The sequence below is a fragment of the Pseudomonas sp. SP16.1 genome (assembly GCF_052682975.1).
Genome location: NZ_JBQYFZ010000001.1, coordinates 4161757 through 4176575 on the forward strand (window position 1 = coordinate 4161757; position 14819 = coordinate 4176575).

Genomic DNA, 14819 nt, shown 5'->3' on the forward strand with positions numbered 1-14819 from the left:
TGTTCAGCCCTCCCTGCCCGTACGGGCGGCAAGCATCGCGGCACCGACTTTGCGCATACCCTCGCCCATCGGTTGTCCCTTGGCGTACTCGCGCAAGTCGCCCATGCGATAGCGAATCAGCTTCTGACCGATGCGGACGAATTTGGGCCCACTGCCCTGGCAGCGATACCAAGACAAGGTGGCGTATTTGAGGCGAAGGAAGGCGGCTGCTTCCTGAGACGTAGCAAGTGCATCGTCGGGAAGTGCGTGGAGTTCTGAAAGTTCTTCGGGGGTGAGATTGGGGGCTTGATAAGTGGGCATGTCGGCGGCTCCGGTCAGAAGGCATCCATAAGAGGCGAAAACCAGCAAAAGACATCCGCCGCCTTGCGCAGCAGATTTGACCCTGACCTCTGTTGTCCTCCAGAGAGGGCCTCGGCTGTTCTTGCCACCGAAAGCACTTCTGGCCGCCATAGTCATCGCCGACGGCCCCCAGGGCTGCCTTGAGCACCGATTGCGCCACACATTACCAGAGCGAATCGCGCAAAGATTCCAACGTTTCACAGTCACCCAGGTGTACCCGAATCACCACGAATTGCTCCGAGCTATTCGGCATCAGGACACGGCATCCCGAATGTGATCTGGGCCACCTGGGGAGACCATTCGGCTATTCCTTGGGCATCGGCGGCCACTTTCCTGGCGTCCAGACCAGGCCGAGCGCATCAAGTACCTTGACCGATGCTTTCTCCTGCAAAGCCCGCAGGTGGTCGAGGCTAGGGTTGAGGTAACCCATGGTTACGTTGCCGATGGCATGGTTGAGCAGAAACTTCAGCTCAGCGATGGGCACGCCCGATTCGAGGGCCAAGGTCGCGTAGGTATGGCGCAGAGCATGCCCCGTCAGTTCGCCCAACTCGCACTGCTGGACCTCGGACACATGGCCCGACTTCGAGTCGGCAGGAAACAACCAGGGCGAGCGACGAAACACCTTTTTGTTGTTCTCCGACCTGTGGATAACCAAGTCCTTTAGAGGATCCGACAGCGGCAAGTCAAAGGCTCGAGCTGCCCCACCCTTGGGTTTCGGCACATGCAGCGCATCACCTACATCGTTTAAATGTTCGGTGCGAACCTCGCACGAGGCTGTGCGGCGCATGCCCGTCAGGATCATGAACAGGTGAAGGTCCCGCCGCACCGGACTACCCAATTTGACCACGGCCGTACCCCACGCCTTCAACTTTTCGCTGTTGGCGTCCACCTTGCGCCGGCGCACACCGTGGAAATCGACGTTGGTGGTCGGGTTCGTCGGCAGGTCAGGGTGCTCCCGCAGGCCGCGGTTGTATACGGCACGCAGGACCCGCATCACGCTGTCGGCCGTCGCCTTACCATGCTTGACCGTCATGGACGCATGCCTTTCGCGCACTGCCGAACGATTGGCGCCAAGTTCGACCAGTGGGCGGTCGAGCCAGTCGCTCAGGTACTCGTCGCAGTTGTAGCGGTAGCCCTCCTGGGTGCGCACCGAAAGCGCCTTGGCCGAAAGATGCAGATTGAGTGCCTCGCGCAGGGTGATCCCTTTCGCCCTGGCCTTGCGCTTCTCTTCGTTGGGATTGTTGCCGCTCCGCATGCTGACCAGCGTCTGGCGCGCCAGATCGCGGGCCTTCTTGGCGTCCATTGCGGGGTGATCGCCCACTTTGACCCGTACCTGTCGGCCGTTGACCAGGGACTGCACGTAAAAGGAACGCTTCGACGGCGTGACGATCAGGTAGAAGCCCCGCAACTCGGGGTCTGCATAGAGGGTGCTTTTGCCCCGGTCTGGAGCAGGAGCGCGTTCGACAAGCGACTGGGTGATCTTCGATTTCATGGTGCTGGCTCCGTGTGACGGGGCCACAACCAGAACACGCTTTGCCACCACAAGGTGCCAAGCACAATCAGCGTAGCCCCACTGATTTCTCACCATTAAGTCGTGGAAAATCAGTCACGTAAGCGCTTTTCAACACACAGAATCAAATCATGGCAAAATGCCTTAAGCCCAACTTGTAATCAGTAGGTCCCGGGTTCGACTCCTGGTGCCGGCACCATATAAATCAACGACTTAGGCTCACCTCGCGGTGGGCCTTTTTCGTTTATGGGCCTAGATTGGTCCACTACGCGGAACACTTCTCGAAAGTACCCCGCCACCCGGACAAAAGCGTGTTGCTCCCAAAGACCAGAACAACACGCTAACATCCAGTGAGCATGCGGCCTACGACCAGCAGGCCCACCTAGTCGGCGCAAAGGAGGTGCGTATGGGAACCATCGGCATGTTCGTCATGCTTGCCGTCGCGGTCATCATTTACTTTCTGCCCCTGATAGTCGCTAGCCTGAGACAGCATCCTTCAGCGGTCGCCATCGCTGCCTTGGATCTTTTGGCTGGTTGGACGGTCCTGGGCTGGCTTGCTGCGCTTGTGTGGTCGCTTTCTGCGACTGTGACAAAAACAACGGCTGACAGCCCGAAGCCCGCAAGCTCTGCGAGTGACCTCTACAAGCTGGCCGAGTTGAGGGAAAAGAGCCTGATAACTCAAGATGAATTTGAGCGCGAAAAAGCAAAAGTCATATAAGTGCTCAAAAAAACCCGGCGTTAACCGGGTTCTTACTGCCAGGTATTAATCACGCCCTACGGTCACAACCTGGTTGCGTGGCGTCAATGATTAAGTCCCCTTCAATTCGGTAGCCAATCGTGCCAACAAGGAATGAGTGGTTGAGCTGGCTCACCACCACATCCGTCAGGCCAACGGCGCACTTGTCCTGCTCAATCGCGTTATCCATTGCAGTCTTGACGTTTGGAATGCCAAGCGGGAACAGGATCACCGGATAGGTATCCTCGCCTGTTACGCGCTTGCCTTTGACAAATTTAGCTGAGTTGATGTTGTAATTTTTCGTGCTTCCTACGGTCATATCCGCCACACGCACAGTGCAGCCCGATGCGACTACAGCGCCCATAATTACTGCCAATGCTGTTTTTTTCATCCCGCCTCCTTAGTGAAAGACGCAGGATATACTTTGCCAACATGGAAGCGAAAGGCCATTACTACCGACTCTCTTATATGGCGCCGTGTTGAATACCGAAGCCTCCCCTAGCCCCCTCACAGCCTATCCCTCGACGGCCTCGGCGTGAAGTCTACGACGTCAGCGTGGACATCCGCCGCAGCTCGCCGAACTTCGGCAAGTGGGTCGGCGTGCACCTGTCGGCCGAGAACAAGCGCCAGCTGTGGGTGCCCGAGGGCTTCGCCCACGGCTTCCTGGTGCTCAGCGACTATGCCGAGTTCCTCTACAAGACCACCGATTACTACGCGCCGGCCCATGAACGCTGCATTCGCTGGGACGATGCGAGCCTGGCCATCGACTGGCCGCTGCACGGCCTCACCCCGCAGCTGTCGGCCAAGGACCGCCAGGGCCTGAGCCTGCAGGACGCCGAGACCTTCCCATGAAAATCCTGATCAGCGGCCATACCGGCCAGGTCGCCCGCGAGCTGCAGCTGGCCCTGAAGGGGCACGAGCTGCTCAGCCTGGGCCGCCAGACGTTCGACCTGTCGCGCCCGGACAGCCTGCGCGAAACCATCCTGCGCGAGCGCCCGGCACTGGTCATCAATGCCGCGGCCTACACCGCCGTCGACCAGGCCGAGCAGGAGCGCGAACTGGCCTTCGCCATCAATGCCGAGGCGCCGCGTGCCATGGCCGATGCCTGCTTCGAGCTGGATATTCCCCTGTTCCACTACTCCACCGACTACGTCTTCGACGGTAGCAAGAGCACGCCCTACCGCGAGGCCGACACGCCACGCCCGCTAGGCGTCTATGGTGCCAGCAAGGCGGCCGGCGAACAGGCGCTGCGCATCAGCGGTTGCGACCACCTGATCCTGCGCACCAGCTGGGTCTACTCGCAGCACGGGCGCAACTTCCTGCTGACCATGCAACGCCTGCTGCAGGAACGCGGGGAGCTCAGCGTGGTCGACGACCAGATCGGCGCGCCGACCTGGGCCGGCAGCATCGCCGCCGCCACCGCGGAGCTGATCGCGGCCTGGCAGGCGGGCAACCGCCACTGGGGCACCTACCACCTGACCTGCCGGGGCGAGACCAGCTGGTTCGGCTTCGCCAGCGCCATCGCCGAGCGCCTGCGCGCGACCGGCAAGCCCTGCGCCCGGCTTCGCCCCATCCCCAGCAGCGCGTACCCGACACCGGCGCAGCGCCCACTCAATTCGCGCCTGGACGGCAACCGCCTGGAGCAGGACTGGCAGGTACGCCTGCCGGACTGGCAAGTGGCGCTGGACCAGTGTCTGGGCACGCCGCCCCTGGGCTAGAGTGTCGCGGGGCCGTCCAGGCCGTGCGCACCAGCAGCTACCCTCGGTGCGCACGGCGCACCCTACGATCGCGCCAGGAAAGTGCATAATGCGCCGATCCTCCCGGCGCAGTTTTCCATGAGCACGACCCCCGCCACTCCCCGCCGCCTCCGCTGGCGCAGCCTGCTGCTGCTGGCGCTGCTGCTCGCCCCGCTGCTGTGGCCAGTGCATTACCTGGCCGAGCGTTACTACCGCGGCGTACTGATCGAGCAGAACCGGCAGACCCTGGATCTGTACGTCGCCAACCTGCTCGGCACCCTGCGCCGCTACGAGGTGCTGCCGCAGATTCTCGGCGACCTGCCGGGCCTGCGCGCCGCCCTGCACGCACCGGACGACGCCGCCGCGCTGGGCGAGGCCAACCGCCTGCTGACGCGGGTGCGCGAGCAGACCGGCGCCGACGTGATCTACCTGATGAACCCGCGCGGCCTGACCCTGGCCGCCTCCAACTGGGACAGGCCGGACAGTTTCGTCGCCGGCAACTTCGCCTTCCGCCCCTATTTCCGCGAGGCCATGGCCGGTCGCCTGGGGCGCTTCTTCGGTCTCGGTACCACCTCCGGCAAGCGCGGCTACTACTTCGCCTACGCGGTGCGCGAGGGCGAGCAGAACATCGGCGCGCTGGTGGTCAAGGTCGACCTCGACCACACCGAAACCCTGTGGGGCAACACTCCGGAACAGTTGCTGGTGACCGATACCAACGGCGTGGTGATCCTCACCTCGCGCCCGGACTGGCGCTTCCATGCCAGCCGCCCGCTGGACCGCGTCGAGCAGGCCGCCATCGCCGCCAACCAGCCCTATCCGACCCAGGCGCCGCCTGCACTGAATCTCGATCCCGACGCCTGGCTGACGCAGAGCCGCGCCATGGAAGAAACCGGCTGGACGGTGAGCATCCTCGCCCCGCGCCTGCTGCTCGACCGCCCGGTGCGCAGCGCCGTGGCGGTCGGCGCCGCCGCCCTGCTGGCCCTGCTGCTACTGCTCGGCCTGCTGATGCAGCGACGCCGCCACTACCTCGAGCGCATCGCCTTCGACGCCCGCGCCAAGGCCGAGCTGGAGCAGCGCGTGGCCGAGCGCACGCAGGACCTGGAGCTGCTCAACAGCCGCCTCAAGCAGGAGGTGCTGGAGCGCGAGCAGGCCCAGCAGGAGCTGGTGCGCGCCCAGGACGAACTGGTCCAGGCCGGCAAGCTGTCGGCCCTCGGCACCATGAGCGCGAGCATCAGCCACGAACTCAACCAGCCGCTGGCGGCGATCCGCAGCTATGCGGAGAACGCCAGCACGCTGCTCGACCACCAGCGCGGCGACGACGCCCGCGCCAACCTCAAGCTGATCAGCGAACTGACCGGACGCATGGCCTCGATCATCGCCCATCTGCGCGCCTTCGCCCGCCGCGATCACCACGCGCCGGAGCGGGTCGCCCTGCAGCCGGCGCTGGACGACGCCCTGGCACTGCTGGCCAAGCGCCGCCGGGCGATGGAGGTGGAGCTGATTCGTGACCTGCCGGACGCCACGCTGTGGGTCCAGGCCGGCGAGACACGCCTGCGCCAGGTGCTCGGCAACCTGCTCGGCAACGCCCTCGATGCGCTCGGCGCCATCGCGCCACCGCGGCGCATCTGGATCAGCGTGCAGCAGCAGGACGAGCATCTCGACCTGCTGCTGCGCGACAATGGCCCGGGCTTTTCCGCCGAATCCCTGGCGCGCGCCCGCGAACCCTTCTTCACCACCAAGACCAGCGCCCAGGGTCTGGGCCTCGGCCTGGCCATCTGCGACAGCCTGATGCGCGCGCTCGGCGGCGAGCTGCTGCTGGCCAACCACCCGGACGGCGGCGCCCTGATCACCCTGCGCCTGCGCCTGGCCAGCCCCGGCGTCAGCCTGCAACCCCCGGAGGACCCCTCGCCATGACCAGCGACAGCGCCATCGACAGCCACGTTCAGGTTCTGCTGATCGACGACGACGCCCACCTGCGCCAGGCGCTCAGCCAGACCCTCGATCTGGCCGGGCTCAGGGTGCTCAGCCTGGGCGACGCCCGCGGCCTGGCCGCGCGCATTCCACCCGGCTGGCCGGGGGTGGTGGTCAGCGATATCCGCATGCCCGGCATCGACGGCCTCGAGCTGCTGGAGCAGCTGCGCGAGCGCGACACCGAGCTGCCGGTGCTGCTGATCACCGGCCATGGCGACGTGCCGCTGGCGGTGCAGGCGATGCGCGCCGGCGCCTACGACTTCCTGGAAAAACCCTTCGCCAACGACGCCTTGCTCGACAGCGTGCGCCGCGCCCTCGACCTGCGCCGTCTGGTGCTGGACAACCGCAGCCTGCGCCTGGCGCTGGCCGACCGCCAGCAGCTGGCCGGGCGCCTGGTCGGCCAGTCGCCGGCGATGCAGCGCCTGCGCGAGCAGATCGGCGCCCTGGCCGGGATCGCCACCGACGTGCTGATCCTCGGCGAGACCGGCGCCGGCAAGGAGGTGGTGGCGCGCGCCCTGCACGACCTGTCCAGCCGTCGCGACGGCCCCTTCGTCGCCATCAATGCCGGCGCCCTGGCCGAGTCGGTGGTGGAAAGCGAGCTGTTCGGCCACGAGGCCGGCGCCTTCACCGGCGCGCAAAAGCGGCGGATCGGCAAGTTCGAGTTCGCCAACGGCGGCACCCTGTTCCTCGACGAGATCGAGAGCATGAGCCTGGACGTGCAGGTCAAGCTGCTGCGCCTGCTGCAGGAGCGGGTGGTCGAGCGCCTCGGCGGCAACCAGCTGATCCCGCTGGATATCCGGGTGATCGCCGCGACCAAGGAAGACCTGCGCCAGGCCGCCGACGCCGGGCGTTTCCGCGCCGACCTTTACTACCGCCTCAACGTCGCGCCGCTGGCGATTCCGCCGCTGCGCGAGCGCGGCGAGGACGCCCTGCTGCTGTTCCAGCATTTCGCCGAAGGCGCCGCCGCGCGCCATGGCTTGCCGCTGCGCGAACTGCAGCCGGCGCAGCGCGCGCTGCTGCTGCGCCACCCCTGGCCGGGCAACGTGCGCGAGCTGCAGAACGCCGCCGAGCGCTTCGCCCTCGGCCTGGAGCTGGCGCTGGACAGCAACGCACCGAACCTGCCGCCGGTCAGCGGCGGCCTCAGTGAACAGGTCGAGGCCTTCGAGCGGGCGCTGATCAAGGCCGAACTGAGCCGCCCGCACGGCTCGCTGCGCAGTCTGGCCGAGGCCCTCGGCATCGCGCGCAAGACCCTGCACGACAAGCTGCGCAAGCACGGGTTGACGTTCTCCGGCGCTGGCGGAAGCTCGCCAGAGGACTTCGACTGACTGGCGGCAAACCGCCAAAGTCTGCCTTTCCTCTTCCCGCTGCAGCCTTCGCCCGCCCGCAGCTGCGACCCGCCTCTTCCTCCGCCAGGGCCCGTAGCCACGGGCCCTGGCGTCAGCCACAGCCCTTCGCACGCGCCCTCGTCCAGCGGTCTGGCACAGGGGTTGCTCTAGACAAGCTCCAAGCGAACCCACAAGTACAAGTCCAGGCCTCGCTGCCGCCAGCCGGCGTTTTCCGCCAAGCCGCCTAGACTTGCTCTTGTCCGTTCGTCAGCAGCGCCCCCGGCGCCAATGCGATAAACACAACAAGAGGAAGCATCCGCATGTTCAAACTGACTGCCAAGGCGCTGGCTTGCGCCCTGTCCCTGTCCATCGCCGGCATGGCCCAGGCCGCCGATCCGATCGTCATCAAGTTCTCCCACGTGGTTGCCGAGCACACCCCGAAAGGTCAGGGCGCGCTGCTGTTCAAGCAACTGGCCGAGGAGCGCCTGGGCGACAAGGTCAAGGTCGAGGTCTACCCGAACTCCTCGCTGTTCGGCGACGGCAAGGAAATGGAAGCGCTGCTGCTCGGCGACGTGCAGATCATCGCCCCATCGCTGGCCAAGTTCGAGCAGTACACCAAGCAACTGCAGGTATTCGACCTGCCGTTCCTGTTCGATGACATGGCCGCGGTCGATCGCTTCCAGAAAGGCCCGGAAGGTCAGAAGCTGCTGACCTCCATGACCGACAAGGGCATCACCGGCCTGGACTACTGGCACAACGGCCTCAAGCAGCTGTCGGCCAACAAGCCGCTGCGCGAGCCGAAGGACGCCCGCGGCCTGAAGTTCCGCGTACAGGCTTCCGCCGTACTGGAAGAGCAGTTCAAGGCGGTGCGCGCCAACCCGCGCAAGATGAGCTTCGCCGAGGTCTACCAGGGCCTGCAGACCGGCGTGGTCAACGGCGCCGAGAACCCCTACTCGAACATCTACAGCCAGAAGATGCACGAGGTGCAGAAGTACATCACCGAGTCCAACCACGGCCTGCTCGACTACATGGTGATCACCAACACCAAGTTCTGGGACGGTCTGCCGGCGGACGTGCGTGACGAGCTGAGCAAGATCATGGCCGAGGTCACCGTCGAGGTGAACAAGCAGGCCGACGCCCTCAACCAGGGCGACAAGCAGCGCATCCTCGAAGCCAAGAGCACCGAGATCATCGAGCTGACCCCGGAGCAGCGAGCCATGTGGCGCGAAGCCATGCAGCCGGTGTGGAAGAAGTTCGAAGGCGAGATCGGCGCCGACCTGATCAAGGCCGCTCAGGCCGCCAACCAGCAGTAAGGCCGGAGAGCCGTAGGGTGGGCAGCGCTCGGCGCTGACCCACCGCGATGCCGGCCCGGCATCGTCATGCTGCAGCCGGTGGGTCGGTCGCTGCAGGCCGCCCCACCCTACGCCCTTTCCATTCGGGAGAACCGACCATGAACGCCTTGCGGCGCGTCTGGGAGCACTTCGAGGAAGGCTTCATCGCCTTCCTCCTGGCGGCCATGACGCTGATCACCTTCGTCTACGTGATCCTCAACAACTTCTACACCCTGTTCTATTGGCTGGGTGACTATTTCGGCGGCAACGAGTCCCTGCTGGGTATCGGTGACGCCATCCTCGACCTCGCCCAGGCCATGACCTGGAGCATCGCCCTGACCAAGGCGCTGTTCGCCTGGCTGATTTTCTTCGGCCTGGCCTATGGCGTGCGCACCGCCGGGCATATCGGCGTCGACGCGCTGGTCAAGCTGGCCCCGCGCGGCGCGCAGCGCGTCATCGGAGTGATCGCCTGCCTGTGCTGCCTGGGCTACGCCGGGCTGATCGCGGTCGGCAGCTTCGACTGGGTGCGCACCCTGTTCATCGCCGGCATCGGCGCCGAGGACCTCGGCCACTACGGCGTCGCCCAATGGCATATCGGCCTGATCGTGCCGTTCGGCTACGCCATGGTGTTCGTCCGCTTCCTCGAGATTCTCGTGCGCATCCTGCGCAACCAGCAGACCGGCCTGGGTCTGGCGGACGAGGCCGCCGACGCCCTGAAAGTGAACGAGCACGAGGAGCCCAAGCCATGACCGTTCTGTTCCTCTTCTTCCTGCTGTTCCTGCTGATGTTCATCGGCGTGCCGATCGCCGCCTCGCTCGGCCTGGCCGGCTCGGTCACCATCATGCTGTTCAGCCCCGACTCGGTGCGTTCGCTGGCGATCAAGCTGTTCGAGACCAGCGAGCACTACACCCTGCTGGCCATCCCGTTCTTCCTGCTGTCCGGCGCCTTCATGACCACCGGCGGCGTGGCCAAGCGCCTGATCGACTTCGCCAACGCCTGCGTCGGCCATATCCGTGGCGGCCTGGCCATCGGTGCGGTGCTGGCGTGCATGCTGTTCGCCGCGCTGTCCGGCTCGTCGCCGGCCACCGTCGCCGCGGTGGGCTCGATCGCCATCGCCGGCATGGTGCGTTCCGGTTATCCGCAGGCGTTCGGCGCCGGCATCGTGTGCAACGCCGGCACCCTGGGCATCCTGATTCCGCCGTCGATCGTGATGGTGGTGTACGCCGCCGCCACCGAGCAGTCGGTGGGCAAGCTGTTTATGGCCGGCGTCATTCCGGGCGTGATGCTCGGTGTGGCGTTGATGGTGGCGATCTACATAGTCGCAAGGGTCAAGAAGCTGCCGGCGCTGCCGCGCGCCAGCCTGCGCGAGTGGCTGCGCTCGGCGCGCGAGGCGATCTGGGGGCTGCTGCTGATGGTGATCATCCTCGGCGGCATCTATTCGGGGATGTTCACCCCCACCGAGGCGGCCGCGGTGGCGGCGGTGTACGCCGGCTTCGTCGCCCTGTTCGTGTACAAGGACCTGCGCGTCCGCGAGTGCCCCAAGGTGCTGCTGGAGTCCGGCAAGCTGACCATCATGCTGATGTTCATCATCGCCAACGCCATGCTCTTCGCCCACGTGCTGACCACCGAGCAGATCCCCCAGCAGATCACCGCCTGGGTGGTGGAACTGGGACTGCAGCCCTGGCAGTTCCTGCTGGTGGTGAACATCGTGCTGCTGATCGCCGGCGCCTTCATGGAGCCCTCGGCGATCATCCTGATCCTGGCGCCGATCCTCTTCCCGATCGCCGTGCAGCTGGGCATCGACCCGATCCACCTGGGCATCATCATGGTGGTGAACATGGAGATCGGCCTGATCACCCCGCCGGTGGGGCTGAACCTGTTTGTCACCTCGGCGGTGACCGGCATGCCGCTGACCTCGGTGATCCGCGCCGCCCTGCCGTGGCTGATGATGCTGATCGGCTTCCTCATGGTGATCACCTACATCCCGGCCGTATCCCTGGCCCTGCCGAACTGGCTGGGCATGAGCTAGGCCTGAAGCACGCTGCTTTGGTACTTTGTGTACCCACTCCGCCCGGCCTCAGTGCCGGGCTTTTTTTGTACCCTGCGGGCCGTCGCTGCGCGAGATCGGAAATCGCTCCCGGCGGTTTTTCGTGCCGGTGAGAACGAGCCCTGCGCAGTCTCTCTGGCGCAACGCGCCGGGACCATCGCCGTCGCGCCACGCCGAGGCGACTGCACGGTATCGCCCGACTTGGCGTAAAGTCGCCGCAACCTCGCGCTGGAGCCGGATGCATGATCAGAAGCAGCCTGAAATCCGTGGTCGCCACCTGGCTGACCGGACTGTTGTCCCTGCTACCCCTGGCGCTGACCCTGGCGCTGCTGGTCTGGCTGTTCAATCTGCTCAATCGCCTGGTCGGCCCCTCGACCCCGATCGGCCAGCTGTTCGCCGCGCTCGGCCAGCCGTTTTCCAGCAACAACTACCTGGCCTATCTGCTGGGCAGCCTGGTGCTGCTGGCCAGCCTCTACCCGCTGGGCCTGGCGGTGCAGCTCGGCCTGCGCCGGCCGCTGTCCTGGCTGCTGGACCGCACCCTGCGGCGCACGCCGCTGCTCGGCAACCTGTATAACCTGGCCGATCGTTTCGTCGGCCTGCTGGACAAGAGCAAGAACCCCGACATCACCACCATGGCGCCGGTCTGGTGTTTCTTCGGCGGCGACGGCGCCGCGGTGCTGGCCCTGCGCCCGAGCTCGGAAACGATCGAGCTGCAGGGCCGCGCCTACTGCGCCATCCTGGTGCCCACCGCGCCCATCCCGATCGGTGGCGGCCTGCTCTATGTGCCGCAGGAATGGATTCGCCCGGCCGAGATGGGCGTCGAGCAGCTGACCAGCATCTACGTCTCCATGGGCCTCACCGCGCCGCAGCAACGCGGCCGGGAGGATGCCCCGCGCGGCGGCGCCGAAGCGTAGGAAGTACGGGCCCGACCGCGTGACGCCAGCCACCTGGGCGAGCGGCTGTCGCCAGGCGGCTGGCTAGTCCAGCGGCAGGCTGGTGGTGGACTTGATCTCCGACAACGCGACGATGGAGTTGACCTCCTGGATGCCCGGCACCAGCGACAGCTTCTCGAAGAAGAAGCGCTCGTAGGCCTCGATGTCGCGGGTGACGATGCGCAGCATGAAATCCACCGCGCCCATCAGCACGTGGCATTCCAGCACCTCGGGGAACTCGCGCATGGCCTCGGCGAACTCGGTGAGATTGGAACGGCCATGGGCGTTGAGCTTGACCTGGGCGAACACCTGGGTGTGCAGGCCGACCTTCTTGCGTTCGAGCAGCGTCACCTGGCGGCGAATCACCCCCTCCTCCTTGAGCCGCTGGATGCGTCGCCAGCACGGCGATTGCGACAGACCGACGCGTTCGGCGATCTCGCCGGTGGAGAGGCCGGCGTCCTCCTGCAGCAGGGCGAGAATGCGCCGGTCGTAGACATCCAGAGTCACGGACATAAAAAATCCCAGTAATAGTCAGAATCAGGCAAGACTATCCATAAAGCCCGGATTATCACAGAAAACCAGGCAGAACTTTTGCCGCACGGGAGACGAAACTGGAGCAAACCCAGCGCGAGATGCCGCCATGCCCGACGTCACCCCCTTGCCCACTCCGCACCAGCGCCGCGATCCCTGGCAGGAGCGCCCCGAGCAGATCATCGAGTACCGCCTGCGCACCGAAGCCGAGGCCGATGTGCTGTGCCGCCTGCTCGGCCTGTTCGCCCAGCTGCAACTGCTGCCGCAGCGGATGGAGGTGCGGCGCCAGGGCAGCGACCTGCAGGTAGCGCTACAACTGCAGGGTCTGTCGCTGCACCGCGCCGGCGTGCTGGCGCAGAAGCTGCGCGGCCTGGTCTGCGTCTGGCAGGTGGACTGGCGGCCGCACGAACGCGATCTGCCGCACGCCGTGGAGTGCGCCGGGTAAGGGCGCTTCGCTCCGGCCGCGCTTTTCGGGCATCCTAGTGAGGCCGCCGCCAGAGCGCCCAAGCTACGCTTGCACCAGGCCGAATACCCGAGGAGCCCGCATGTCCGCCTTTGCCATCCCTGCCCAAGACCGCGTCCTGGATCTCGGCGACCTGCTGCGCGAGCTGGTCGCCCAGGGCCGGGTCGCCCAGGAGGTGGCCGAGCAGTGCCTGGCGATTCGCCGCAGCACGTCGAACAGCCAGCAGCACCCACTGGAGTTTCTCGCCGCGCAACAGGTCGACGACCTCGCCCGGCCCGGCAGGAAGCTCGATCTGGAGAGCCTCACCGTCTGGCTCGCCGAGTTCGTCGGCCAGCCCTACCTGCGCATCGACCCGCTGAAGATCGACGTGCCGGCCATTACCCCGCTGATGTCCTACGCCTTTGCCCAGCGCCACAAGATCCTCGCCGTGGCGGTGGACGCCGAGAGCGTCACCGTCGCCAGCAGCCAGCCGCTGGTGCACAGCTGGGAAGCCAACCTGGTGCACGTGCTCAAGCGCCCGATCAAGCGGGTGGTGGCCAACCCGGCGGACATCCAGCGCTTCACCCAGGAGTTCTACCGCCTGGCGCGCTCGGTCAGCGGCGCCACCGCCGGCGAGCAGAAGGTCAGCGGCGTGGGCAACTTCGAGCAGTTGCTCAACCTCGGCGCCCAGGACCAGGAGCCGGACGCCAACGACGCGCATATCGTCAATATCGTCGACTGGCTGTTCCAGTACGCCTTCCAGCAGCGCGCCAGCGATATCCACATCGAGCCGCGCCGCGAGCAGGGCAGCGTGCGCTTTCGCATCGACGGCGTGCTGCACACCGTCTACCAGTTCCCGCCGCAGGTGACCATGGCGGTGGTCAGCCGCCTGAAGAGCTTAGGAAGGATGAACGTGGCGGAGAAGCGCAAGCCGCAGGACGGCCGGGTGAAGACCAAGACCCCGGACGGCGGCGAAGTGGAGCTGCGCCTGTCGACCCTGCCCACGGCCTTCGGCGAGAAGATGGTGATGCGCATCTTCGACCCCGAGGTGCTACTCAAGAGTCCCGATCAGCTGGGCTTCTCCGCCGACGACCTGCGCCGCTGGGAGAGCATGACCCGCCAGCCCAACGGCATCATCCTGGTCACCGGCCCCACCGGCTCGGGCAAGACCACCACGCTGTACACCACGCTCAAGCAGCTGGCCACCGCCGAGGTCAACGTCTGCACCATCGAGGACCCGATCGAGATGATCGAGGGCGCCTTCAACCAGATGCAGGTGCAGCACAACATCGACCTGACCTTCGCCAGCGGCGTGCGCGCGCTGATGCGCCAGGACCCGGACATCATCATGGTCGGCGAGATCCGCGACCTGGAGACCGCCGAGATGGCGATCCAGGCGGCGCTGACCGGCCACCTGGTGCTCTCGACCCTGCACACCAACGACGCGCCGAGCGCCATCAGCCGCCTGCTCGAGCTAGGCGTGCCGCATTACCTGCTCAAGGCCACCGTGCTCGGCGTCATGGCCCAGCGCCTGGTGCGCACCCTATGCCCGCACTGCAAGGCGCCGGTGCAGCTGGACGAGGACGACTGGCAGAGCCTGACCCGACCCTGGAGCGCGCCGCTGCCGACCAGTGCGCAGCGCGCCGTGGGTTGCCTGGAGTGCCGCGACACCGGCTACCGCGGTCGCGCCGGGGTGTACGAGATCATGCTGCTGAACGACGCGATCAAGCCGCTGATCACCGCCGACACCGACCTCGTCGCCCTGCGCCGCGCGGCGTTCAAGGAAGGCATGCGCAGCCTGCGCCTGTCCGGCGCGCAGAAGGTCGCCGCCGGCCTGACCACCATCGAGGAAGTGCTGCGGGTCACGCCGCAGAGCGAACAGAAATAGCCTGGCCCGAAGCAATGCAGGGGCGGCTGGC

Annotated in this window: 14 protein-coding genes and 1 pseudogene; 11 read left to right on the forward strand and 4 right to left on the reverse strand. The window is 65.9% G+C overall.

Features of this window, described 5'->3' with window-relative positions; translation table 11 throughout:
* Positions 1 to 3: 3 nt before the first annotated feature.
* Positions 4 to 300 (reverse strand): helix-turn-helix transcriptional regulator, encoded by a 297-nt coding sequence (locus ACUTAF_RS19690; RefSeq protein WP_445581566.1) that lies wholly within the window; start codon positions 298 to 300, stop codon positions 4 to 6.
* A gap of 343 nt (positions 301 to 643) precedes the next feature.
* Complete coding sequence (locus ACUTAF_RS19695; RefSeq protein ID WP_445581567.1) at positions 644 to 1831, reverse strand: tyrosine-type recombinase/integrase; 1188 nt, start codon at positions 1829 to 1831, stop codon at positions 644 to 646.
* 424 nt (positions 1832 to 2255) lie between these two features.
* Here ACUTAF_RS19695 and ACUTAF_RS19700 point away from each other — a divergent pair, with 424 nt between their 5' ends.
* Positions 2256 to 2567, forward strand: coding sequence for a superinfection immunity protein (locus tag ACUTAF_RS19700; RefSeq protein WP_445581568.1), 312 nt, complete (start codon positions 2256 to 2258; stop codon positions 2565 to 2567).
* A gap of 49 nt (positions 2568 to 2616) precedes the next feature.
* On the opposite strand, the gene ACUTAF_RS19705 is transcribed toward ACUTAF_RS19700, so the two are convergent.
* Positions 2617 to 2976, reverse strand: a complete 360-nt coding sequence (locus ACUTAF_RS19705) for a hypothetical protein (protein WP_445581569.1) — start codon at positions 2974 to 2976, stop codon at positions 2617 to 2619.
* Between the two features lie 146 nt (positions 2977 to 3122).
* Between ACUTAF_RS19705 and ACUTAF_RS19710 the strand changes: the two are divergent.
* The 8 genes and pseudogenes from ACUTAF_RS19710 to ACUTAF_RS19745 form a co-directional block, all read left to right on the forward strand.
* Positions 3123 to 3437: pseudogene (locus ACUTAF_RS19710) on the forward strand (dTDP-4-dehydrorhamnose 3,5-epimerase family protein); the annotation flags it as partial.
* Positions 3434 to 4303 carry a dTDP-4-dehydrorhamnose reductase gene (rfbD, locus tag ACUTAF_RS19715; protein WP_445581570.1) on the forward strand — a complete coding sequence of 290 codons (870 nt, stop codon included), beginning with the start codon at positions 3434 to 3436 and terminating at the stop codon, positions 4301 to 4303. The pseudogene ACUTAF_RS19710 and the gene rfbD, both read left to right, overlap by 4 nt.
* 117 nt (positions 4304 to 4420) lie before the next feature.
* Positions 4421 to 6235, forward strand: coding sequence for a sensor histidine kinase (locus ACUTAF_RS19720; RefSeq protein WP_445581571.1), 1815 nt, complete (start codon positions 4421 to 4423; stop codon positions 6233 to 6235).
* Positions 6232 to 7617: a sigma-54-dependent transcriptional regulator gene (locus ACUTAF_RS19725; protein WP_445581572.1), complete on the forward strand. Its 1386-nt coding sequence runs from the start codon at positions 6232 to 6234 to the stop codon at positions 7615 to 7617. The genes ACUTAF_RS19720 and ACUTAF_RS19725 overlap by 4 nt, the downstream gene beginning before the upstream one ends.
* A gap of 320 nt (positions 7618 to 7937) precedes the next feature.
* Entirely contained in the window at positions 7938 to 8930 is a 993-nt protein-coding gene (gene dctP / locus ACUTAF_RS19730) for a C4-dicarboxylate TRAP substrate-binding protein DctP (protein ID WP_445581573.1), read from the forward strand.
* Positions 8931 to 9067: 137 nt separating this feature from the next.
* Positions 9068 to 9697: a TRAP transporter small permease gene (locus ACUTAF_RS19735; protein WP_445581574.1), complete on the forward strand. Its 630-nt coding sequence runs from the start codon at positions 9068 to 9070 to the stop codon at positions 9695 to 9697.
* Positions 9694 to 10977, forward strand: a complete 1284-nt coding sequence (gene dctM, locus ACUTAF_RS19740) for a C4-dicarboxylate TRAP transporter large permease protein DctM (protein WP_445581575.1) — start codon at positions 9694 to 9696, stop codon at positions 10975 to 10977. Before ACUTAF_RS19735 ends, dctM begins: the two co-directional genes overlap by 4 nt.
* Before the next feature lie 260 nt (positions 10978 to 11237).
* Positions 11238 to 11909 carry a DUF502 domain-containing protein gene (locus ACUTAF_RS19745; RefSeq protein ID WP_445581576.1) on the forward strand — a complete coding sequence of 224 codons (672 nt, stop codon included), beginning with the start codon at positions 11238 to 11240 and terminating at the stop codon, positions 11907 to 11909.
* Positions 11910 to 11972: 63 nt separating this feature from the next.
* Here the strand turns inward: ACUTAF_RS19745 and ACUTAF_RS19750 are convergent, their stop codons facing one another.
* A complete protein-coding gene (locus tag ACUTAF_RS19750; RefSeq protein WP_445581577.1) occupies positions 11973 to 12440 on the reverse strand; it encodes an Lrp/AsnC family transcriptional regulator in 468 nt (155 codons plus the stop codon).
* A 127-nt stretch (positions 12441 to 12567) separates the two neighbouring features.
* Between ACUTAF_RS19750 and ACUTAF_RS19755 the strand changes: the two genes are divergently transcribed.
* Both ACUTAF_RS19755 and ACUTAF_RS19760 read left to right on the forward strand, forming a co-directional pair.
* Positions 12568 to 12903 (forward strand): hypothetical protein, encoded by a 336-nt coding sequence (locus tag ACUTAF_RS19755; protein ID WP_445581578.1) that lies wholly within the window; start codon positions 12568 to 12570, stop codon positions 12901 to 12903.
* Positions 12904 to 13003: 100 nt separating this feature from the next.
* On the forward strand, positions 13004 to 14788 hold the full coding sequence (locus ACUTAF_RS19760; RefSeq protein WP_445581579.1) for a type IV pilus assembly ATPase TfpB: 1785 nt from the start codon (positions 13004 to 13006) through the stop codon (positions 14786 to 14788).
* Positions 14789 to 14819: the final 31 nt, after the last annotated feature.

Coding starts and splice junctions, on each gene's coding strand:
- ACUTAF_RS19690 (WP_445581566.1), bottom strand. CDS start 300: ATGCCCACTTATCAAGCCCCCAATCTCACCCCCGAAGAACTTTCAGAA.
- ACUTAF_RS19695 (WP_445581567.1), bottom strand. CDS start 1,831: ATGAAATCGAAGATCACCCAGTCGCTTGTCGAACGCGCTCCTGCTCCA.
- ACUTAF_RS19700 (WP_445581568.1), top strand. CDS start 2,256: ATGGGAACCATCGGCATGTTCGTCATGCTTGCCGTCGCGGTCATCATT.
- ACUTAF_RS19705 (WP_445581569.1), bottom strand. CDS start 2,976: ATGAAAAAAACAGCATTGGCAGTAATTATGGGCGCTGTAGTCGCATCG.
- rfbD (WP_445581570.1), top strand. CDS start 3,434: ATGAAAATCCTGATCAGCGGCCATACCGGCCAGGTCGCCCGCGAGCTG.
- ACUTAF_RS19720 (WP_445581571.1), top strand. CDS start 4,421: ATGAGCACGACCCCCGCCACTCCCCGCCGCCTCCGCTGGCGCAGCCTG.
- ACUTAF_RS19725 (WP_445581572.1), top strand. CDS start 6,232: ATGACCAGCGACAGCGCCATCGACAGCCACGTTCAGGTTCTGCTGATC.
- dctP (WP_445581573.1), top strand. CDS start 7,938: ATGTTCAAACTGACTGCCAAGGCGCTGGCTTGCGCCCTGTCCCTGTCC.
- ACUTAF_RS19735 (WP_445581574.1), top strand. CDS start 9,068: ATGAACGCCTTGCGGCGCGTCTGGGAGCACTTCGAGGAAGGCTTCATC.
- dctM (WP_445581575.1), top strand. CDS start 9,694: ATGACCGTTCTGTTCCTCTTCTTCCTGCTGTTCCTGCTGATGTTCATC.
- ACUTAF_RS19745 (WP_445581576.1), top strand. CDS start 11,238: ATGATCAGAAGCAGCCTGAAATCCGTGGTCGCCACCTGGCTGACCGGA.
- ACUTAF_RS19750 (WP_445581577.1), bottom strand. CDS start 12,440: ATGTCCGTGACTCTGGATGTCTACGACCGGCGCATTCTCGCCCTGCTG.
- ACUTAF_RS19755 (WP_445581578.1), top strand. CDS start 12,568: ATGCCCGACGTCACCCCCTTGCCCACTCCGCACCAGCGCCGCGATCCC.
- ACUTAF_RS19760 (WP_445581579.1), top strand. CDS start 13,004: ATGTCCGCCTTTGCCATCCCTGCCCAAGACCGCGTCCTGGATCTCGGC.